The 22,711-nt window shown below is 43.0% G+C and carries 17 protein-coding genes; 7 read left to right on the forward strand and 10 right to left on the reverse strand.

All coding sequences use genetic code 11. The annotated features are described in order from the left end of the window. Positions 1–2: 2 nt before the first annotated feature. The 3 genes from LPY66_RS12830 to LPY66_RS12840 all read right to left on the reverse strand — a co-directional run bounded on the left by LPY66_RS12830 (position 3) and on the right by LPY66_RS12840 (position 3,498). The gene (locus LPY66_RS12830; RefSeq protein WP_337984724.1) at positions 3–458 is read right to left on the reverse strand and encodes a hypothetical protein; all 456 of its coding nucleotides are present in this window, start codon (positions 456–458) and stop codon (positions 3–5) included. A 363-nt stretch (positions 459–821) separates the two neighbouring features. Then, a complete protein-coding gene (locus tag LPY66_RS12835) occupies positions 822–1,166 on the reverse strand; it encodes a 4Fe-4S dicluster domain-containing protein (RefSeq protein WP_337984725.1) in 345 nt (114 codons plus the stop codon). After that, the gene (locus tag LPY66_RS12840) at positions 1,156–3,498 is read right to left on the reverse strand and encodes a molybdopterin-dependent oxidoreductase (protein ID WP_337984726.1); all 2,343 of its coding nucleotides are present in this window, start codon (positions 3,496–3,498) and stop codon (positions 1,156–1,158) included. The genes LPY66_RS12835 and LPY66_RS12840 overlap by 11 nt, the downstream gene beginning before the upstream one ends. 539 nt (positions 3,499–4,037) lie before the next feature. On the opposite strand from LPY66_RS12840, the gene LPY66_RS12845 reads away from it, so the two are divergent. Beyond that, positions 4,038–5,207 (forward strand): MFS transporter, encoded by a 1,170-nt coding sequence (locus tag LPY66_RS12845; RefSeq protein WP_337984727.1) that lies wholly within the window; start codon positions 4,038–4,040, stop codon positions 5,205–5,207. Positions 5,208–5,457: 250 nt separating this feature from the next. Here LPY66_RS12845 and LPY66_RS12850 read toward each other — a convergent pair whose 3' ends face one another. Then, positions 5,458–6,663 carry an MFS transporter gene (locus LPY66_RS12850; RefSeq protein ID WP_337984728.1) on the reverse strand — a complete coding sequence of 402 codons (1,206 nt, stop codon included), beginning with the start codon at positions 6,661–6,663 and terminating at the stop codon, positions 5,458–5,460. A gap of 128 nt (positions 6,664–6,791) precedes the next feature. Between LPY66_RS12850 and LPY66_RS12855 the strand changes: the two genes are divergently transcribed. Next, positions 6,792–7,712 (forward strand): LysR family transcriptional regulator, encoded by a 921-nt coding sequence (locus LPY66_RS12855; protein ID WP_337984729.1) that lies wholly within the window; start codon positions 6,792–6,794, stop codon positions 7,710–7,712. Between the two features lie 158 nt (positions 7,713–7,870). On the opposite strand, the gene LPY66_RS12860 is transcribed toward LPY66_RS12855, so the two are convergent. After that, entirely contained in the window at positions 7,871–9,979 is a 2,109-nt protein-coding gene (locus LPY66_RS12860; RefSeq protein WP_337984730.1) for a sigma-54 interaction domain-containing protein, read from the reverse strand. Between the two features lie 289 nt (positions 9,980–10,268). On the opposite strand from LPY66_RS12860, the gene LPY66_RS12865 reads away from it, so the two are divergent. Further along, positions 10,269–11,333, forward strand: coding sequence for a uroporphyrinogen decarboxylase family protein (locus LPY66_RS12865; RefSeq protein ID WP_337984731.1), 1,065 nt, complete (start codon positions 10,269–10,271; stop codon positions 11,331–11,333). A gap of 193 nt (positions 11,334–11,526) precedes the next feature. Beyond that, complete coding sequence (locus LPY66_RS12870; RefSeq protein WP_337984732.1) at positions 11,527–12,156, forward strand: TetR/AcrR family transcriptional regulator; 630 nt, start codon at positions 11,527–11,529, stop codon at positions 12,154–12,156. Positions 12,157–12,315: 159 nt separating this feature from the next. On the opposite strand, the gene acs is transcribed toward LPY66_RS12870, so the two are convergent. Both acs and thrC read right to left on the reverse strand, forming a co-directional pair. Further along, entirely contained in the window at positions 12,316–14,241 is a 1,926-nt protein-coding gene (acs, locus tag LPY66_RS12875) for an acetate--CoA ligase (RefSeq protein ID WP_337984733.1), read from the reverse strand. 424 nt (positions 14,242–14,665) lie between these two features. Next, positions 14,666–16,144 (reverse strand): threonine synthase, encoded by a 1,479-nt coding sequence (gene thrC, locus LPY66_RS12880; RefSeq protein ID WP_337984734.1) that lies wholly within the window; start codon positions 16,142–16,144, stop codon positions 14,666–14,668. A 146-nt stretch (positions 16,145–16,290) separates the two neighbouring features. Here thrC and LPY66_RS12885 point away from each other — a divergent pair, with 146 nt between their 5' ends. Both LPY66_RS12885 and nth read left to right on the forward strand, forming a co-directional pair. Beyond that, on the forward strand, positions 16,291–17,670 hold the full coding sequence (locus tag LPY66_RS12885) for a uridine kinase family protein (protein ID WP_337984735.1): 1,380 nt from the start codon (positions 16,291–16,293) through the stop codon (positions 17,668–17,670). A 113-nt stretch (positions 17,671–17,783) separates the two neighbouring features. Next, a complete protein-coding gene (nth, locus tag LPY66_RS12890) occupies positions 17,784–18,425 on the forward strand; it encodes an endonuclease III (protein ID WP_337984736.1) in 642 nt (213 codons plus the stop codon). On the opposite strand, the gene LPY66_RS12895 is transcribed toward nth, so the two are convergent. Beyond that, positions 18,415–19,242 (reverse strand): PRC-barrel domain-containing protein, encoded by an 828-nt coding sequence (locus LPY66_RS12895; protein ID WP_337984737.1) that lies wholly within the window; start codon positions 19,240–19,242, stop codon positions 18,415–18,417. The genes nth and LPY66_RS12895 overlap by 11 nt on opposite strands. 202 nt (positions 19,243–19,444) lie before the next feature. On the opposite strand from LPY66_RS12895, the gene LPY66_RS12900 reads away from it, so the two are divergent. Beyond that, on the forward strand, positions 19,445–20,827 hold the full coding sequence (locus LPY66_RS12900; RefSeq protein WP_337984738.1) for an NAD(P)/FAD-dependent oxidoreductase: 1,383 nt from the start codon (positions 19,445–19,447) through the stop codon (positions 20,825–20,827). Positions 20,828–20,862: 35 nt separating this feature from the next. Here the strand turns inward: LPY66_RS12900 and LPY66_RS12905 are convergent, their stop codons facing one another. Both LPY66_RS12905 and LPY66_RS12910 read right to left on the reverse strand, forming a co-directional pair. Next, complete coding sequence (locus tag LPY66_RS12905; RefSeq protein ID WP_337984739.1) at positions 20,863–21,543, reverse strand: HAD family hydrolase; 681 nt, start codon at positions 21,541–21,543, stop codon at positions 20,863–20,865. Between the two features lie 121 nt (positions 21,544–21,664). Beyond that, positions 21,665–22,675: an acyltransferase family protein gene (locus LPY66_RS12910; RefSeq protein ID WP_337984740.1), complete on the reverse strand. Its 1,011-nt coding sequence runs from the start codon at positions 22,673–22,675 to the stop codon at positions 21,665–21,667. Positions 22,676–22,711: the final 36 nt, after the last annotated feature.

Below are 22,711 nucleotides of genomic sequence, written 5' to 3' on the forward strand. Positions count from 1 at the left end.
AGTTATCTGTCTGTCTTTTCAATTTTTAAGAAGCCCCATGTTGCTAAAGGAATCCAAATAACAAAAGGGATAATGGAATCAATAATGCCGTGAGTCAATTTTAAAACACCGAGTTTCGAGATCATTTGACAAAACATCATACTATAAAAGACGGCGCTGAATGTATAAATATACTGATAAATTCTTAATTTTGGCAAGAAGTAGAAGTAAATAATAAAGAATAACGCCCAACTGATCGGGGCAAAAAAATGGAGTCCAAACAGCCCCAATTCTTCATAATTAATGTAACTGAATGAACCGGTCAGAACACCAAAAACAACAACAATCACATCTGCAACTGCGCCAAAGAGGATACCATATATAGATAAACGGCGGATTTCGGCACGGGGAACCACCGCGATCATGATTATCGCAAATAAAATGGCATAGATGAATGGAATAAATTTAATAGGGATCAACCTTCTCATCCTTCCATATATCCCTGTCATTTATCTCGCTCCAATGGCAAAAGGACTTCACTTGTTTTAGTATTACCTTTTGAATTTTATCCTATGCTGGATATTTTCATGATATGGATTTTTCAGTTTACATTCATCTAAAATGGACATTCAGTTTTCATTCTCGAAATTTTTTTCATTTTCACAAACGTTACTGTATGGTTTTTACGAAAAAAATAACACCAAAACAGATAATCGATTTCCAAATCAAATTCGTCAGTTTGTGAAGATAACCAAATAAGGCTGCCTGAAAGCGTTATCCGCGTACAGCAGCCTTATTATTATGATGATGATGATTTATGTTTACATGTGTGAATTAGTATCCTATTGTTCAGGTGTAATCAACACTGCGCGTGTTTTCCCAGTCATTTTTTCTGTGAGCTCATCAACGGTACCGTAGTACATGCACCACGCCTGACAATGATGGACACAGGTCGGGACTTTGCCCATTGCTGTCCGTTCGGCACACAAGTCGCACAGTTTAGTGATAACTGGCATAAACGTATATTCCCATTTATCGTCATTGATTTTCCATGGACCGATCTCTGTTAATTGAATACCGTATTGACCTTCTGCCAAATCATGTTCTTTCTTGCAGGCAACTTCACAGCTGTGACAACCGGTACAGTATTCATAATCAATCAGTATACCATATTTATTATTTGCCATCGCGATAGTCCCCCCTTACAACTTGTTCGCCAATACTAACCGAATCGTTGACTCCCTCGACCACCTTGTAGATCTTGCAGAGTGAACTCTTGATCGGGTTGCCGATCCCGCCCTGTCCGGTAACTTCCTGCAGGGTCACGTTGTTGGAATTGCTTTCAAACGTGTCAAACAGGGCTGGCGATGATGCTTCTTTCTCCGGGAACCACCAACCATGTTCCGCAGAAACGACTTGGGGAGCGATACCCAGAGTGATATTCGCTTTCTGCTTAAAGCGGCGGCCGCGATGATTTTCGATCCAAACCCAATCACCTTGTTTGATACCATATTTTTCGGCAACGTCCGGATGCATCGTGACCAGCGGATCGGGATGGAATTCACGCATCGTCGGCATTTGACGATGCTCAGAGTGGAAGAATTCGTAGGAACGGGCTCCGGTGGTCAGGATCAGCGGATAGTCCTTATACACTTCCGGCGTAGAAATCGGAGATTCCGGCGGTTCTAAATGGAATGGCAGCGGATCCAGATTCCATTGATAGTACATAAACGGTGCCAGCTCCAACTTTCCGGTTGGGGTCGGGAAACCGACTTCGCCGTCCGGTCGCAGCAATCCTTTTTCATGTTTGTAATAGGTGGCATCATAATCCCAATAAGCCCAGCCTTGATTGCGGAGATCTTCAAAGGTTCCGGGCCAGTTGCCGTCTTCAGTAATATACCATTCGAGGAAATCAATATCATCTTTGAACGGAAATGCTTTTGGATTCAAGCGTTTGCCGAATTCCACAACAATTTCTTCATCGGTTTTCGCTTCATAATAAGAACACGCTTTTGTCATCGCTCTAAGCGGTGTCCACCAGGATCTGACGCTGTTGCGTTCCGGCCCCATGGCGACAGGCAGAACGATATCAGCAAATGCCACTGCGGTTGGCGTTAGGAACGGGTCGGCATAGACAATAAATTCAACATTTTTCATGGCCTCGTAGGCGCGGGGGCTATCCATTGCCGGGCAGGCCAGCGGGTTACTGCTCTGGATCCACATTGCTTTGATCGGATAAGGTTCTCCTGTTTCCAGGGCGTGCAGGATAACATTGGAATCCGCATGCGGTACAATACTACTTTCTTCGATTCCTTTGGCATCACCATTTAATTTTTTGGCAGCGGCTTCAGCCGGCAGCCACTCTTCACCGCAATTATAGTTTCTTTGCGTTCCAAACGCATTCCTGACCATGATCATGCCGCCGGGAACTTCGACATTGCCGGTGAGCGCAAATAAATCACAGACGGCAACAATGAGCGACATACAACAGAGCTGTTGTTCAAAGGCAAGACCCCATTGTACGGCGGCCGGTTTGGCAGCGGCAAAGATCCGTGCAGCTTTTCGGATTTTTTCGGGATCAAGATCGCAGATTTCGGCGACTTTTTCCACCGGATACTCCTGAACCCGCGCTGTCAGATCTTCGAGACCGACACACCATTTCTCTACATATTCAGGATCATACAGTTTTTCATTGATGATAACATTCAACATACCAATAGCCAGAGCGGCATCCGTACCCGGACGAGTGGGGAGCCATACTTCAGCGCGTGATGCCCACCAGGTTAGTCTTGGGTCAATACAGATAAACTTGGTGCCCATCTGCATGCACTGAACAAGCCAGTGGCCGAGGAATCCGTCGGCATTGCTCTTTAAGGGTTCGTTGCCCCAGATGATCACACATTCAGGAACCGTCCATTTTTTACTGGCGTAACGTTCTTCTTGACCAACAGCAGCGTCGACAATGACAAATTCTCCGGTTACGGCAGCAGCGCCTACCACACGCGGCAAGTAACAGGCAAAACCACTGAAGAACAACGTAGATATATTGGGAGTTTCCAGACCGGCGTTGTAGAAATACGGCAGCTGCCAATTAATATTGCGACCGGTGCCATGGACGCCAACAATGGTATGTGAGCCGTATTGTTCTTTGATCTCCTTGATTTTTGGAACAATAATATTGTAGGCTTCGTCCCAGGAAATGCGTTCCCACTTATTCTCTCCTCGCTCACCAGACCGTTTCATCGGGTATTTCAAGCGATCGGGATGGTTTGTCGCTTCTGCAAGGTTAAGACACCGCATACAGAGTTTACCGTTATTAAACGGATTCAGCGGGTCCCCCTCAACTTTCTCCAATTTGTCATCTTTGGTGTACAATAGTATACCGCATGCATTATGGCATCCGGGTGCTGACCATTGATGCGTACGCGTTACGGTATACTCACCTTCCTGCCATTGCCATTCTCCTTCGTGGTAGAGTTTTCTATCTACTTTGCTTAAAAACTCTTTGTAATCTGCCATGACATTTCCTCCTTGTTTTAAATTTCGAAATAACACTATCTAATTAACATGAAGACCGCTAAAATAATATGGTGTGGTATTCCCCTCCTAAGAACCGTTTTTCCCTGGATATCAATAATGCATGATACGTGCCAATTCTCTTCCCAACGTATCATAACCACCAAGTTTTTGACTTTGCCCGATTTGCAGACAATCTCCGGCATTGTCTTGAATGTTTAATGCTCTTTCCCACTATGGTTAGAAAACCATGTTCTTCATGAAATCGAAAAATACAATCCATTATAGTCAGAGCTGTTTTGCTTTTTCGTAAAAAGCAGGATGCCCATGATGGATTATTGCACGTAAAGTCCCGGATCAGATACCGGTAACAATGGTACGGATTTTGCATCTGATAATAAAAGCATCAAGAAACCACTTTATTACCAATGCAGAAAAAACAACAACAAAAGGAGGAATATATTTATTAATTATCCAGTGATATTGAAAGAAATTGCTTATTCATGAAAATCTCAACGTTGATTATTTAAAGGAGACAGAAAATGAGCACTTCACCGTACAATAATTTTGTTAAAGCCGGCGTCTTAGCCATCTTCGCAATCCAGTTTGAAATGTCTCTGACAACCCCCGCCCTTGGGGCTATTGCATCCGCGTTTCCCGATGTCAACCCGACTTTGGTTCAAATGATTGCTTCACTGCCCTATTTGATTACGATCTTTTCAGCGCCCTTTAGTGCCTATATTGTCCGGGTGAAAAGCCTGAGATTCGCTCTTAACATTGGCATGATCACTCTGTTTATTGGTGGAATCCTGCCAGGACTATTTGGTGATTTTTACTTCATCCTCGCCTGCCGCGTTTTATTCGGTTTTGGTTACGGATTTATGTTCAATTTAGGGCCGTCTGTGGTCAATTCTCTGTTTCATGGACGGGAAAGAGATAATATGCTTGGTTACCAAAGTGCGGTCGGGTCCGTTGCCGGAATTATCTATGGCATGATTGGCGGTTTCTTGGCCGGACTTTTCTGGAGATATGCGTTCTTGGGCTTTATCATTATGATCCCTTTGATGGTATTGGTAATGGCAGCTGTACCCAATCCACAACAATCAGAGAAAAAAGAAGAAACGGTGTCCAAAGATGGTGTTACCGGCAAAACCTGGCTATATGCCGTACTTATTGCTTTGGCCTATGCGTTGATTTTTAGCTGGATCAGCAATACGGCGATGGTTGTGGTCTTGGAGAAGATCGGCACTTCCGCCCAAGCAGGCCTTGTGATGTCCATCTTTACCATTGGCTGTACCATCGGTGGTTTAACATTCGGGAAATTATCAGATATGCTAAAAAGATACCACTCACCTTTCTGTCTCATTCTCTGCGGCATAGGAATATTCATAGCCTATTTCGCATCCTCAATGATTGTGTTTTACATCTCCGGTTTTATCTTTGGTATAGCGTTTGTAAGTTTTGCTTGCCGCCTCTATGTTATCGGAGCTGAATCCGCCCCGAATAACCAGTCCTTGGGTATTTCCTACATGGTATCTGCAAGCTGTGTCGGACAATTTGTTTCTCCGCTTATGCTAGCAGCTCTTACGCCGATTCTTGGATTTAGCGGACTGAGAGCATCGTGGCTCATCAGCTGGCCAATGCTCATCCTTGTTGGTATCGTTATGACTCTCCTGGTTGTGATGCGAAATCGCACAGCTGAGGCAGTTTAGACTTTAAGCTTAGTTAAAAAACATCGTATTCTAAATAATCAGCAGATCCTGGGGGGAGCGGCATAATTTGTCTCTCCCCCTTTTACAGTGCACGGGCATTCCTGTTCTAACCATTTTTCTACTACTATCTTGTAATCAGTTTTTGCATAAATGAAATATACAAAAAACCGACTAACACAATTCCAATGCATGGACTGCCTTAAGTCGGTTTTTATCTTTTTTTTGAACTTCAAAAATCCGATAGGGATACTTAACTCACTTCGGATGCCTCAACAAAAAGTGGGGCTTTTAAACGGATAAGCGTAATTGTCACAGCACTAATCAAACATACCAGCATACCGGCAAAAACGGGAACTCGCGGTGACATATTTCCGGTAAATTGAGTCAGAACAGCCATATAATACGGCGAAATAAAAATTCCAAAATTCATCAGCGCCATAAGTGCCCCGACTGCTGCTGCCGACTTGGATGGAGCAACTGATGTACCCCACGTCATCATAATCGCCGGCATGATAAGATTAAATCCAAGTCCGGATAATAATGATCCGATAAACAATAGAATTAAATTATTTCCATAGTGGATACACCCCATCCCTACTGCCGATGTTAAGAGCCCGATCGGTATCGTGAACCGCATTGTCTTCTGATAAACCTTGCCGAACAGCGCACCGGCTAACATGGCACCTACTGTCATAGCCGATAAAACTATTCCTACTGACGCTGCATTTCCGATACCGGCAGTTTGGATAATCGCTGACATTTTCGTTACAGTGGGATTCACACACATAACACCCAGCCCATATAAGACACACTGAATATAGACAGTAATCGGTAAGCGATTACAATTCTTTTCCACCCCGTCAGTCTCATTATCGCGTAGGGCTGACTCGGAACGGAGCATGTGAGGTTCAGGCAAGAAGAATAACATCACCAGGAGTGAAAACACCCCCAACACATGCGGGATAAAAACATAATGCCAATCAATCAAGCATAAATATCCCCCTAAAAGTTGTAAAACAATAGAACCAATATTCATGACGATTGCGCCCACGCCAAGCATATTAGCTTTTTGTTGACCGTCAAATAAATGTAAAATATACGCATTCCCAAGCGGGGTCATGATCCCCAGACCGATGCCAAAAACAATTCGCGATATCAGGATTGCTGAAAAGCTATTGATCCACACAGGCGCTGTTCCGCCAAAGATAAACAGCAAAAGACCAACAATAACCAATGTTCGGTATTTCACTTTTGATCCGGCCAGAATGCCTGACAGTATGGAAAATGGAATGACAAACAAAGCAGGAAGCGTAAATATAAGCAGAATATTCGTATAGGAAATCTGAGGAAACGCTTCGGCAATATTCTGAAGTGATGAGCTGACAGTATTGAGACCGAGTAAGGGCAAAAACAAAGATAAGACAGCTATGGTTATAAGATATTTATTTTTTAACATAACCGTATCCTTTTCGTAAGATTAGAAAATTAATTCCATCACTATTTTACACTCTTTAAATTGACTATGGAAATACCAAAAATGCAAATCTTTATGCTAAAATAGTATTACAAAAGGTGGTGTAAACAATGAAAACCGGCTATATGCGAGAATATATTGCCCTGGCAAAAAATTTAAATTATTCACATACGGCAAATGAGCTGTTTATGGCCCAACCGGTATTAAGCCGTCATATTGCGGCAATCGAGAAGGAATTGGGCTGCCGTCTGCTGAACAGAACAAAACATAGTGTGAGTCTAACACCAATAGGTAAGATTGTTCTAGAAGAATTCAAAGTGATTATAAAACATTATGATGCGCTGACTGCCAAAGTTTGCGATTTATCCGGCGGGTTTACGGGTATGATCCATATAGGGATGTCTTCAGATGCTATTGAGGAATATTTCACACCCATTGCCAACTTTTTTAAAAATAATTATCCCAATATTAAACTCCCCTTCCATTCGCTGCCTCCCCATAAAATGCTTGATAAATTGTGCAAAGACAAATTGGATATTGGCTTGATCTTCTGTTCCGATGTCCTTGATTCTGAAGCGATTTGTTACCATCCTGTCGGCCGTGAAAAAATTGTCCTGATGGTTTCAGACAAACACCCTTTCGCAGCTCTGCCCAATGTCCGTTTAGAAGACATATTATGTCAAACCATTATATTTTCCCAACGAGTAAACGATTTTCAAGAATATATCAAGACTTTCTTGATTGACCATAACTTAACATTACCTGAATTTCATACAATCGATTACGGAGAACAAATTGATCTTCTGCCATTTTTGATCAGAGAAGAAAATGGCGTCGCCTTTGTACCCAGTTATATGAAAAGTATCCAGAGAAAGAATATTGTTTTCGTCGATATTGCAGATTATGACCTTTCGTTAGCCGTCGTTTTAGCCTACAAAGCAGATAACTCCAATCCTGCTCTGCCGTTTTTTCTAAAACAGATCAATATAATATTTAACCAAAGCCGATGCACTCAATTAGTCGAGCCTTAATAAGCAGATTACATACAAAAGTGACCGTTATCGAATGAATTAAAATCAATTCACCGTAACGATCATTCGTTTCCCGAGAAATAGCCACTGTATACTCAATAAGCGTTACTTCATCCCAAATAGTATAGAAGGCTTTACCTAAATAGACAATAAATCAATTAAACCTGTATATTATATTTTTTCAGGCGGCGATAGAGAGAAGAATAGCTTAAACCAAGGAGTTCAGCCGCTTCTTTGATCTGTTTATCTGTCTTTTCCAGTGCGGATATAATCATTTGTTTTTCTTGTTCTTCTAAGTTCATACCCGCGCTTCCCCTACTTACCTGTGGTACGGCAGTATCAATAAAAGCCGAAGTTATGGTTGAGTCCGGTTTGTCCTCGGGAAAATTGCGTATCGTGTCATACGAACTTCGACCGAGTGTCTTTTTAGGCAGATGCTGCAGTTCGATGACGTTCCCCGTTGTCATATTCATGGCATAGATCATTGCATTCTGTAATTGACGTACATTGCCTGGCCACGAATAGGATAACAGTTCTATTTCAACATCCTTGCTTAATACCGGTGTCACGAACCACTTGGCTTTCTGTGCATACTGCCTGATAAAGTAGTTCGCTAGCAGCAGGATATCCCTTCCTCTTTCTCTCAACGGCGGGATATCGATATAAAGGACCGATAAGCGAAAAAACAAATCTTCCCGGAAAGTTTTTTCCCGGATTTGTTCGGCAAAATCCATATTAGTTGCAGCAATCAAACGAAAATCCACTTTGCGGTACTGTTTACCGCCGACACGCATAATAATTTTATCCTGTAATACGCGCAGCAAAACAGTCTGCATATCATACGGCATGCTGCCAATCTCATCTAAGAATAAAGTCCCACCATGCGCCAATTCAATTTTCCCCATTCGGCCATGCTTTTCAGCACCTGTGAACGCGCCTCCCTCATACCCAAACAGTTCACTTTCAATCAGCTCACGCGGAATGGCCGAACAGTTGACGGCAATAAATGGCCCTCTGGGGTTAGAATGATTATGAATCGCTTGGGCATACAGCTCTTTGCCTGTTCCGCTTTCCCCTATGAGCAAAATATTTTCTTCTGTCATAGCGAAATGCTTAGCTTGTTCCTTCGCGATTTTGATCCGTTCATCCTGACCAATAATATCGTCAAAAGTATAAAAAGCCTGCGCATTGCTTTGGCGGATGATTAATTCGTCAATCGATTTCTGTGGTGTAAACCTCAAAACAAAAGAAGCAATGCTGTGATTAACGTCGATCACCGGCTGTAGATTAATCAGGTACGGAATTACCTTTTGATTGATATGCAGATGCTGCTCCAGATAATTCTGTTTCTCTCCGGTAGAAATTGCCTTGTGCAAATTTGAATCTTCCGGAAGATAATCCTGAATATGCGGCAGCATTGTATCCTCATTCAGCTTAAGCATCTTCCGGCCTTCTGTATTGGCATTGGTTATTTGTCCGCTGGGCAATATCGTTATTACAGCCTCACCGATTGACTCCAGCATAACGCGCAGCATTTCACTGCTGTTACGCAGGTCCTCATTTTTATTAAGTAATGAGAGCTGCCCTTCAATGGCAGACGCTAATGAACAAATCCATCCCAAAGTATGCCGATGAAATGAAGGGTTAACTTGTTCCCACGGCTGATCGCCTAAATGCTGGACCAAGAGCAGAGCCCCAATCGGATTGTCGTCTTCGCCAAGAATCGGTGAACAAAACGATATAGAGTCATAGAACATATCTAAAACAACTTCCGGGCCAATCACACAAAACGGTTTTTTGTATTCTAAAGCTAAAAAATGGGCCATAGTCCCGGCTTTATCTTCCCGCCAGTCGATTTCGTCCGGAGGAAATTCTTTAAAATCAAGATGTGATCCCAGCAAATGCCCACCTTGCGCATCAAATAACTCCATGGAATAACCCGTACTTTGCGCTAATGTTTCGAAGGAGGATATTAACGTCGCGCTTATTTCACATAATTTTTTATTCTGATTCCGCTTTTTTTCCAACAAATCGGCGTTCAATGCCAGCGGCAAATGATCGGAATGAGGTGTTATACCGCGTTTCTTAGCACGAATCCATGATTTGGCAACTTCAGGACGGACAATCGGGTCGGGCGGCACCGTGCTGCCGGGAGCAAAAAAGTTTTCTTTTGCGGCCTTAATAGCCAGCCAATATTCTCGGGATACGATCTGAGGGTCCATAATGAAGTCGATAATATAGTGATGATAACGTATTCCTTCGTACATGACAGAACCTCCGTTGCCGATGTCTGCTGCTTTTAGTTATTGAAGCCTCTTTTTCTCACATCTGCTCATTACTGTTATTATATTCTGCAAAGTCTGTATCTTCAATTAAAATATCTTACGTCGCATTCATATAGAAGTAAAATTTATCATCCTGTCCTTCGTTCGATGATTGACTTTTAAAATAAATGAATTTACAATTATAACATACCGACAGTCGGTGACTTATAGTATGTGAACGCTATAAGTCTAACACGTATCTGACAGCTATTCAAGAAGAAGGAGAAAACAGATGATTACTGAAAGAGAAAATTTTTTAAGAATGATCCGTCGTGAGAAACCGGATTTTGTTCCCTATCAACCGCATTTGCTCCAAATGATCATCCCCAGTGCACTTGGCGACAGGCCCCCCGGCCATCGGACCGGTTATGACTGGTTTGGCGTTCACTGGACAGAAGACCCGCATCTGCCGATGATGCTTATGGCAACCGTTACGCAGAAACCGGTTCTTGAAGATATCTGTGAATGGCGTGAAGTCATCAAATGGCCCGACTTAGCGGCTATCGATTGGGAAACTTGCGTCAAAAAAGACGTACCCGAGAAAGATACAACGAAGATCCTCTGTGCCATGATGTTGGACGGCCCTTTTGAGCGGTTACATGATCTAATGGGATTTGAAGAGGCACTCTGTGCGTTGATGGAAGAACCGGAAGAGTGCGAAGCCTTTTTTGCCAGATTGTGTGATTTTAAAATCGAGCAGCTGAAGTATCTGAAGAAATACTATGATGTCGATATGGTTCATTTTCAAGATGACTGGGGTAGTCAAAAGGATCTGTTTTTTAATCCCGAATTATGGCGCAAACATATTAAACCGCACATGAAACGCGTCATTGATGCTGCCCACGAAGTCGGTATTTTATTTGATATGCATTCCTGCGGTAAAATCGATCGCATTGTCGATGATATCATTGAAATGGGTGTTGATGTCATCGACCCGGTGCAACCTGTTAATGATCTCGAACGATGGATCACCGACTACAATGGAAAAGTCATCTTCATGGGCGCACTCAATGCACAAGGCGTTATCGACAATCTCAAAGCAACTGATGAAGATATTCGCAAAGAAGTCGAATTGAAAATCGATATGTTTGCCAAAGACGGTTACTTTATCCCCTTCTCCGTCTCACTTTCTCCTAAAGTAGTCGATGCGCTGAATTATGGTTTTATTTATGGCAAAACGTACTATAAACCGGAACAATATGCCGGTGCAGTCGAAGAATTTAAAAAAGCATTAGAAAATACGGATCCCGCTGCCAACGAACCATCTATCGTTCCCGGTACAAAAATGAACGCGTAAACTGGATTGAGGGGGTTTCTTTCGAACACATGATGTGAAGGAAACCTCCTTTTTGTCTCTAACCAGTGTAAGGTATGCCTGAATCACTTAATACTTCAAACAAAAAAATAACAAGATTGCGCTTATAGAGTTGACAAATCTTTCTTTCTGATTTATAAAAGATTCAGTCGATTGCTTTTTTAGAGGAATAAACATGCAAAAATTAACAAAACGCAAACAACAGGCACTGGAAACACGAAAGAAGATATTGGATACCAGCATTGATCTTGTGAATGAATACGGGTATGATAACGTCTCTGTCGACCGGATTTGTGGAGCTTGCAACATATCCAAAGGTGCCTTTTATCATCATTTCCGTTCGAAAATAGATATTTTATCTGAATCGGAAGCCCATATTAACGAGGTTCTTAAACAGACGCTCGCAGAATGTCATGATATGCGCATTGAACAACGTTTACTTATCTTTTCCAATTCCCTGATTGATGTCGCTGAAAAGACAGGCTTTGAATTCACGCGGCAGCGCAGCAAATATGTTATTAGCGGGGAATATATTGATGACTATACGCAGACGTCTTATGCCATATACTCCAGAAAACTGATAAGTGACTTAATCAACGAATCTGTCATCAACGGTGAATTATTGAAAAATACCCCCGTCGATTTGCTGACAGATACGCTGATGATATTCCTCAGCGGTTTGATAACGGATTGGTGTACTTTTAACGGTTCTTATTCAATCAGTGAAAAATCGTGGAAGCTGACACCCCTGTTAATTCGTGGATTGATCCTGCCTTACAAAAATTCAGAATATAAAGAGCGATAAAAAACAGCACACTCTCATTAAGAAGGTGCTGTTTTTTATCGACCAAATTTACGCCGCACCATGAAGGCCTATTGGGGCTTTCATGGTGCGGCGCTTATTAATCCCTATACAGTGTATTCTAAATTTACAGATTTGTTTTTTGATTTAGAGAACGGTATACTAGCTATTCTTTATGCTCTGCAGCGCAATGACCGCTGATTCATCAGCAAGTGTGGTTGTGTCTCCAATCGGACGTCCTTCCGCGATATCCCGAAGAATCCGGCGAATGATTTTACCGCTACGGGTCTTGGGCAGTTCTGGTGTCAAATGGATCTCATCCGGTCGGGCTATCGCTCCAATCTTGGCTGCCACGTGATTCTTCAGTTCTTGTACCAGTATATCACTGGCAACGTAACCTTCACGCAGGGTAACAAAAGCCGCAATAGCCTGACCTTTTACATCATGGTTTTTCCCTATACAAGCTGCCTCAGCAACTGCCGAGTGCTCGACCAGGGCACTTTCTACTTCAGCCGTTCCAATGCGATGTCCGGAGACGTTAATCACATCATCCACTCTGCCGATGATCCAGAAATACCCGTCACCATCGACTTTCGCACCGTCACCGGCAAAATACCTTCCCGGCCAGTTGCCCCAATAGGTATCCTTATACCGTTTGTCATCACCGTAAATTGTTCTCAGCATAGCAGGCCAAGGTTCTGTGATAGCAACATACCCAACTTCATCATGTGCAACCGGCTGCCCGGATCGATTCAGAATCTCAGCTTTAATCCCCGGGAAAGGCACCGTACAGGAACCGGGTTTCATCTCTGTTATCCCCGGAAGCGGTGTAATCATGATCATACCTGTCTCTGTCTGCCACCAGGTATCCACGATCGGGCACCTTTCCCCGCCGATATGATTGTAATACCACATCCAGGCTTCGGGGTTGATCGGCTCGCCGACACTGCCAAGCAGTCTCAGGCTGGACAAGTTATGCTTTTCCGGATAATGCTGCCCCCATTTCATAAAGGTCCGAATCGCTGTCGGTGCCGTATAAAGAATGGTAACCCCGTATTTCGACACCAATTCCCAATATCTGTCCTTCTCCGGGTAATCCGGTGTTCCTTCAAACATGAAAACAGTGGTTCCGTTCGTCAGCGGTCCGTAAACCAGATAACTATGACCAGTGATCCAGCCGATATCAGCTGTACACCAGTAAACATCGTCATCTTTTATATCGAATATATATTCATGGGTCGTGGCAACGCCTGTCAAATACCCGCCTGTTGTATGCACAACCCCTTTCGGTTTACCTGTTGTTCCGCTGGTGTAAAGGATAAAGAGGATATCCTCAGCATCCGTTTCTTCCGCCGGACATACCGGCGATACGTCCTTCATCACATCGTGATACCAAAAATCTCGCTCACTGCACACGTTAATATCCAGACCCGTTCGGTTTACAATGATGACTTTTTCAACTGTCGTAACATTTTGCAGTGCTTCATCAACATTTTCTTTCAACGGAAGGATTTTCCCGCGCCGGTATGAACCATCGGCTGTAATTACGATTTTGGAATGTGCGTCATTGATCCGGTCTCTCAAGGCGTCAGGGCTAAAACCTCCAAAAACGACGCTATGCGGTGCCCCGATTCGAGCGCAAGCAAGCATAGCAACTACGGCTTCCGGGATCATAGGCATATATATGGTGACGACATCACCCTTTTTAACACCTAAGGTACGGAGGACATTAGCAAATTTGCATACTTCGTCATAGAGTTCCTGATAGGTCAGTTCGCGGGTATCGCCGTTTTCTCCCTCAAAAATGATGGCTTTTTTATCCGCACGCGATCCTTCTAAATGGCGGTCAAGGCAATTATAGGCCGCATTGATTTTTCCTCCGTCAAACCATTTGGCAAAAGGCGGATTCCATTCCAAAACCGTGTCCCAGGTTTTAAACCAACTTAACGTTGCTGCTCTTTCTGCCCAGAACGCCAGCCGGTCTTCAGCTGTTTCATAAATCCCAGGATCGGAAATGAGGGCCTTTTTCTTAAACTCTTCGGAAGCATTAAAGCCGTTTTGTAATGAATGGGTACCTGTTGAAATCATTTTTTTCTCCTCCTCACCGACCTGTTCTGCGCAAGGGTTACTTTGCGTCTTCGTGCCAGCTTAATTTTATACATCATATCATGGAAGACCGCTGACTGCCTTTGGATTGGATTCAACCGCCATTATCCTTCGCTTAAATGCAAAAAACCGGCCTTAGCCGGTAAATAAAAGTGTGAAATTGATTCAGCAGTATAAGTACAAATGAAACAGGCAGCGTACGTTCCACTGCCTGTTTCTGCCACCTCGTCCACCTTTTCTCCCAAGGAAGGTTCCCCATCCTTCCAATTCACTATTTTACTGGAAGGTCTGGCTAAATGCAAGCCTTTAACCACTTCCAGATAGTCGCATCTCCATTTTTATACATTTATCACATTATGATGCGTACACATCACCGTTATACGAGGAAGAAAATGAACCTCATAGATTAGCCTTCGATAAACATGTGCATCAGATAAGGCGCAATTTCATCAGGTTTACAACGATAGACATCCATCGTCGGTTTTTCGCGCAACCCCTCTAGCGCATCGGGAATCTTCCATCCGGTTAATGTGCTGAGTTTTATCAACGCAGCCCATGGATCATGTTCGTCTTGATCATCGGTAACTGCTGCCAGGACACTCTTAGCAAATTTGAACGGACTGGCTGTTGAAGCGATGACCGTAAATGTATTATCGCCGTTGCTGTTTTTGTAATCCTCATAAACTTTCATTCCGACTGCTGTATGGGGATCAAGAAGATACTGGTATTCGTTATACACCTTACGGATTGTTGCCAGAACCTCAGCCTCATCAGCCCAACCCGCAGTCATATTATTCCGACAGTTATTCAGAGTATCCGCATCGACCTGAAATTTACCCGTAGTACTTAAATCGTTGAACCATTGCGTGATCTGTTTTGAATCCCGTCCGGAGATCTCAAAAAGGTACCGTTCAAAGTTACTGGAAATTAAGATATCCATTGATGGCGATGTCGTCAGATAAAACGGGCGGTTAATCTCATATATGCCATCTTCAAAGAAATCGGTGAGCACTTTATTTTTGTTCGATGCACAAATGAGGTTAGCGATTGGCAGTCCCATCTTTTGAGCGTAAAACGCTGCTAAAATGTTGCCAAAATTTCCAGTTGGTACAACAATGTTGATTTTTGCATCCGGCGCAACCACCCTTTGTCTGACCGCCTCAAGATAGGACCAATAATAATAAACGATCTGAGGCAAAAGCCTTCCCCAGTTAATTGAGTTAGCCGAGGAAAATACTTTTTGATTCTCACTCAGTTTTTGCCGAAGTTCTTCGGACGCAAAAATGTGTTTAACGGCGGTTTGGCATTCATCAAAATTCCCTTTGACCGCTGCCACATATGTATTATTGCCGCCGGTTGTAAGCATTTGTTTTTCCTGAACCGGGCTGACACCCCCGTCAGGATAAAAAACGACGATCTTAGTGCCTGCAACATCCTTAAACCCTTCAAGAGCGGCTTTTCCTGTATCACCGGAAGTGGCTGTCAGAATAAGAACTTCTTTATCTTCGCCTAGTTCTTTTGTACTCGCTGTTAATAAGTACGGCAGGATCTGCAGTGCCATATCTTTAAAAGCGGCTGTCGGACCGTGCCATAATTCCAGTAGTCCACAGTTCCCTACCATAACCAGCGGCGCGGGGTTATCCGTATCAAATCGCCCATCATGGTATGCTTTAACTGCCTGTTCTAGGGTTCCTTCAGGCAGATCACCGCAATAGGATTTCATTATAGCCAGAGCCAGGGCTGCATAGTCCGAGTCAATATATTGACGCCAATCAACAGTCGGTACTTCACAGGGGACAAATAATCCACCCTGCGGAACCATCCCCAAGGCGATGGCCTGGGCCGAGGTTTGCGGCTCAATATTTCCACGGGTGCTAATAAACATTTTAGGTTCCTCCATTTAATCATATTTTTTGATAGCAGTGGTATTTTGCTTATTCTCATTGTATTATTCATTTATGAAATTCAAAATATATAAACATATATTAGAATATTATAAACGCAAAACAGCAAAAATGGAAGGTGATCATCATGACGGATAATTATAACCGCAAATACCGGCAAACGATATTGCTTGGTTTAATCAAAGTAATTAAGGAGCTTTTTCCTGATGAAATTTTGAAAATCCCCTATTCAATCCGCGATGCAGTATATTGTGAATTTGCTGACTCTTTGATATCTCCCAGAGAAGTCAAACTCATAGAAACAACGCTGCAACACTGGCTCCGCCATGGCAGCCGCATCGATCTGAAAGAAAAGAGAAATGGCTTTTATGTCTATAACGTTAATAATACGCTGATCAAGACAATTTATCCTTCGTTTGATGATACCTCTGTAATCAAAGGTTTCAGGTTATATCCTTTTGCTCCAGGTTTTATTTTCGATTTTATCGATGACGCGGAGGCGCCTGAACAATTTCCCCTGCCGGAGAAGCTTTCCGCCACCTATGCCGAAAGCGAAAAATGGCTGGAAGTCCTGAAACTTTCCGAAGTAGAAGATGTCAATACCTACATCCGTAACGGCTGCGCACAGGAAATTATCAGCCTCGCCGAGGCTCTTCAAGAGAAAAAAATTGCCGATATTGCCGATATGATTGACAGCGAGAAAAAGCGCGTCCGTATTGTCCTGATATCCGGTCCGTCCTCTTCCGGAAAAACGACATTCACCAAACGCTTATCAACACAGCTTACGGTCAATGGCCTCAAACCGATTTCTCTATCCCTTGACAACTATTTTCTGGACAGGGATAAGACTCCCCGCGATAACCAAGGCCAGCCCGATTTTGATAGTCTTTATGCATTGGACCTATCGTTATTAAACAATCATTTAGAACGGCTTATTGCCGGCGAGACGGTAGAAACTCCAGTTTTTAACTTTCTGACTGGCACCAAAAACCATCATGGCCAAGTCCTGTGTTTAAAACCAGACAATATTCTGCTGGTTGAAGGCATCCATGCACTTAATCCCGGCTTACTCACCATAAACAACAATTTCTTTTTCAAAGTCTACATCAGCGCCTTGTTCTCGCTGAATATCAACAGCCATAACCGCGTCCCGACTACCGAAGCACGTCTGATCCGCCGCATTGTCCGTGATGAAAAATTCAGAGGGTTTCCTCCGGAACGTACCCTGAAGCAATGGGCCAGTGTTCGCCAAGGTGAAAAAAGCAGTGTGTTCAAATACCAGGAGAAAGCGGATGTCATGTTCAATTCCAGTTTACTCTTTGAACTTAATGCCTTGCGTTCATATGCCGAACCGCTGCTGGCGACTGTTCCTGAAAACAGTGACTATCACGATGCCGCAGTTCGTTTACTAAATCTGCTCTCTTTCTTTGAACCAATGGACACGTCAAATATTCCCTTTAATTCTATCTTGCGTGAATTTATTGGTGGGAGTATTTACCCGGTTTAATTACCGAAAACGAGTACATTATTCTTTAATTTTCTTTACACCTCAAATCAGGTCTGGAACTATAGCTTAAGAAACTTTGCCTGGGCAAGTTAGATAAATAGAAGGAGAAACAGATGAAATCCGATAAACTTAACACTATCCTGAATACGTTGGCCAACACCTTTCCCGATGCCCATTGTGAATTAAATTTTCGAAATCCGTTCGAACTATTGATCGCTACGATGCTTAGCGCCCAAACCACCGACCAAAAGGTCAACAAAGTAACCGGCGAACTATTTAAGAAATATCCAACACCCGAGAAAATGAGTAAACTCAAACAGGATGAAATGGAGGATATTATCCGATCGATCGGGTTATTCCGGACAAAGGCCAAACACATCCTGCAATCATGCTGTATCCTAAACGACAACTATAATGGCCAGGTACCATCTAAGCTGGATGAGCTGACCAAGCTTCCCGGTGTCGGCAGAAAAACTGCGGATGTGGTCTTGGCTAATGCTTTCAACATTCCGGCATTTCCGGTTGATACGCATGTGCAACGGGTCGCTGCTCGCTTGGGGTTAACCAAAGAGAAAGATCCGTTAAAAATAGAAAAAGAGCTCAACGCGCTGATACCCGAAGAGCTCTGGATCGACACCCACCATCGTTTGATTTTTTTAGGCCGGAGGATTTGCCATGCGAGAAATCCGAAATGCGGTATATGTCCGCTTCACACTGACTGCTCATTTGGATCTCGTTTAGATCCTACTTCATGACCTGCGCAGTCAATTGCATTAATGTGCTGCGCGTTCTGATTGCGGAAAGAGATTGAGCTGTAATTTGCTCCCCTGCTTTGAGGATAATGCCGCTATCCAACTGAACATCACTATTCAGTGTTTTGCCAAGCAGAAATTGGAGCTGACGCTGTTCAAAAACATTGAAGCCATCCGGATAGATAAATATATCTGCCCCGCTCTCGTCAGACTTCTGCAAAGAATCAGCTTTTCCAAACTCTTCTATTCTTCTTTTCAACAGTTCTTTCTCGCTTATTTTTTCTCTCTCCGCTTCACCTTTAACCGGCACTTTGTCCTCGTCAGTCTGTACGCGTTTTCCATGCTTACCTGCCTGGGGTGACTCATCAATCAGAATAATTTCCCGGCCATAGGTAATGATCGGTTCACTATTATACTGACTGCTTTTGCCCTGAGGACTTCTCACCTCTAGCGCGGCGATTTTACCGGTCGTTTCATCGATAACCATCTCACTGACATGACCGACTAAACAGCCCTGCGTCGTCAGCAGCTGGGAATCAATGATGCGTATATCTTTTTTCAATAAATCAACAGCCAGGACATTATGGGCAACATCCTGAATAACAGAGCAATCATTAATTATCAGTGCATAATCACCCAAACCAAGGACATCACTGAAGGCAATCAGGCGCGCACCGAAATAGTCTGAGGGCTGATCAACTATGAAAAAAGCAAGGGTACCGTTATCCCCATTGATAATGATATCTTTGACTGTACTGATTGACCTTCCTTCATTAAGACTAATGATTTTTAACCCAATAATTTCACTTGAAGGCTTCATTGAAGGAAAACCCCCTTACATTTCCATAAACTTCACATCAATTTTTTCTTTAATCCACTAAATTCTACAATCCACCAAACTTCTCCTTCTCTCATCAAAATATTCTCTTCGAATTATGGGGATGCCTTTACTTTCTTTATAGAATCACTAATGGTATACTTTTCTTTGGTAAGCAGCAATTAAACGTGAAAGGGTCACAGCTATGAAACATTACGATGTCGGTATAATCGGCGGTGGTATCTCCGGTATCATGTGTGCCTACGAATTGATCCAACATAAACCTGATTTAAAAATATGCATTTTTGAAAAAGGCAACAGTATCCTGGACAGAAAATGCCCGCTTACGGAAAACAAAATCTCTAAATGCGGTAATTGCCCCACCTGTGCCATCATGGAAGGTTTTGGGGGTTGCGGTTCTTTTTCCGATGGAAAATATAATTTTACTACGGAGTTCGGTGGCTGGCTCAATGAATATATATCGAATAATCACGTTATGGATCTGATCGAATATATGGATTCAATCCTGGTGGAATTCGGCGCAACGACAAAAAGATTCAGCACCCAAACACCCAAGGCTAGAGAAATTGGTAAACTTGCCCTGCAGAATGATTTGCACCTGCTTCAAGCCGAAGTGAAACACCTGGGCACAGAGAATAACCTGCGTATCATGACGAATATCTTTCATTATTTAACGAATAAAATAGAAATTCAGCATAAAACAGAGATCTCCGATATTTCCCAGTTAAATAACCAGTACATGTTAACTTCCACCGTCGAGGAATATTCATGCGATTATTTGATTTGTGCTGTTGGAAGAGTCGGCAGCGAATGGTTTACGTCCATGTGCCGAAAGATGCATGTCCCTTTAACCAATAATCAGATCGATCTGGGTGTGAGAGTCGAGCTTCCTTACGAAATTTTTAGTCATATCACGGATGAAGTTTATGAAGCGAAGCTGCATTATCACACTAAAAAATACAATGACTTAGTCAAAACATTCTGCATGAACCCGAAAGGTCATGTTGTTACAGAAAACACGGTCGGTGTACTTACCGTCAACGGTCACAGCTATTCTGATGAAAAGCTTAAAAGCAACAACACTAATTTTGCGCTCTTAGTATCAAATAAATTCACGTCGCCATTCAATGAGCCGCTAAAATACGGCAAATATATTGCTACCTTATCCAACATGCTTGGCGATGGTGTCATTGTTCAGCGTTTCGGTGATCTGATCAAAGGGCGGCGTACCAACGAAAAGAGAATGAGTAAGTCGTTTACCAATCCGACCCTCCTCTCCGCAAATGCCGGCGACCTCGGTCTGGCCCTTCCCAAACGTCATTTGGATAATATTATCGAGATGATTTACAAACTGGATAAAATCGCTCCCGGAACGGCGAACTACGACACGCTGTTATATGGGGTCGAGGTCAAGTTCTACTCCGCACGACCGCAGTTAAATAATTTTTTGGAAACAAAATACCCCAACTTCTACGCTATCGGAGATGGCGCCGGGATCACCCGTTCCCTATCTCAGGCTGCGGCAAGCGGCATCTATGCAGCACGCAATATATTAAAGAAAATGTGATTTGATTTTATTATTGTGTATGGTAATAATATCGCTCACCGCAACAGCTGAAGTTCCCGGAAAGCTATCCCAATATGCTCATAATGGGAAATTTCTTCATTCTGGCCGGCATCTCCGATCATCACAAATTGACTTGTCTCCTCTTTCATTGGCAGGTCTACAACCGTATTCCCGAAGACAATGACCTCATCACTTTTTACTCGAAATAGATCTTTAATGACAGCAAGGGCTTTCCCCTTGCTGTTTTGTCTAGGCATGATCTCCACGCAGTCATCATAAATATTGATTTTGTACCCATTGTTAATGACCGGGTCCAGTTTCAGTACAGCCCGGTGAAGCGCTTCAACCTGTTCTTTTCGTTTGGGTGTCGGAGTCAGCATGGTTTGGTTGGGCTGAAACCAAAGATCATGAAACTGATGTAATAGCGTTTTCTTCATCGTTTCCGTCTCGTGATACGGGATAGATACCATAATCTTTTCCCATTTGCTGGCTGGATCAAAGATGACACCCCCATTTTCGCCGGCGACCCATGCATGATAAATACCGGATCCTCTGGCCAATCCGGCCAGATAGGATGCAGTTCTGCCGGAGATAAATACAATACGGATACCCCTTTTTTCCAAATCTCTCAACTGTCGGGCTACCTCTGCGGGGATTGGATCCTCCGTAGGGGCAAGCGTACCGTCAATATCAAAAACAGCAAGCTTGATTGTCATGATTATATCCTCCAATAACTATCGTTTAAGGTATAGTTATTTCCCGAGCAGAGGAATAATAATCGATTGCTTGTTGTTGCTCTGACATGGTCCGTGTTAGGCCCTAGAATGAGCAATTATGTTATTTTGGGTCAACTGGTACTGGTTTTTTCCGAAATAGAAAGTTAAGCTCTGGCTCAATCAACCATTTCAGACAGACCCTTATCCTATTCAACGACAACAACAGCGTAAGGGCAACACTACCGATAACAAGAAGGATTTTCTCCGGCGCCGTATTGATGATACTATACAAACCAACGTTGTAAATCGCTATTCGAATTAACCCGTGTATGAGATAGGGATACATAGTGTTTTTACCCATCTCAGATATATAAGGTACTTGTTTATGAGGAACCAGCAGAAGAACGGCTAATCCCAAAAAGGTAGATAGGACGTATAAACCGGCCCGATAAATGCCGGCGTACCATTCGGGATGTCCCATCGCGGCATAGCGCGTGCTTCCATAGAACCACTGAAGCGGAATATTATCCCACAGGAAGATATAGGTCAATAAGACGGAAATCAATATCCCGGCACCAATAAGACGATATTTTAAATGAAAGAATTTACTCAGCCACTCTTTTTCAAAATAATAGCCCCCCAGGAAGAATGGGAAAAAGACCGCTGTACGCGATAAACTGGCATAATATCCAAACTCTCCCGAGTAGCCGGCCAGTATACCTAAGATAAGTGTGATCGGCAATGCATACCGCACTTTAATTATATATGGCAAAGCCACTTTCCAGAGGATCAGGCTCAGTAAAAACCACATGATCCAATAGGGGGTCAGGTAAGAAAGCTGGATACTTTCCTTTTGGGTAACAAAAAAATCCAATAGACGATATAACGTTTCAAAAATCAGATAAGGGATGACCAATTTGCTGATGATTTTTGTAGCATAGGCCTCATGACTGGTATTTTTAGAAAAGTAGCCGCTAATAAATATAAATAAGGGCATATGGAATGAATAGATAAAAGCATACACAGCTTTTAAGAACGGATCACCTGTCAGCGGCTCAATGGCATGGCCGAGAACCACAAGAATAATCAGCAGTAATTTAGCATTGTCAAAATAAACATCTCTTTGACGCATCCTGTGTATTTCCTTTCATACCATCTTTGATATTGA

This window comes from Dehalobacter sp. DCM (genome assembly GCF_024972775.1).
Classification (GTDB): Bacteria; Bacillota; Desulfitobacteriia; order Desulfitobacteriales; family Syntrophobotulaceae; genus Dehalobacter.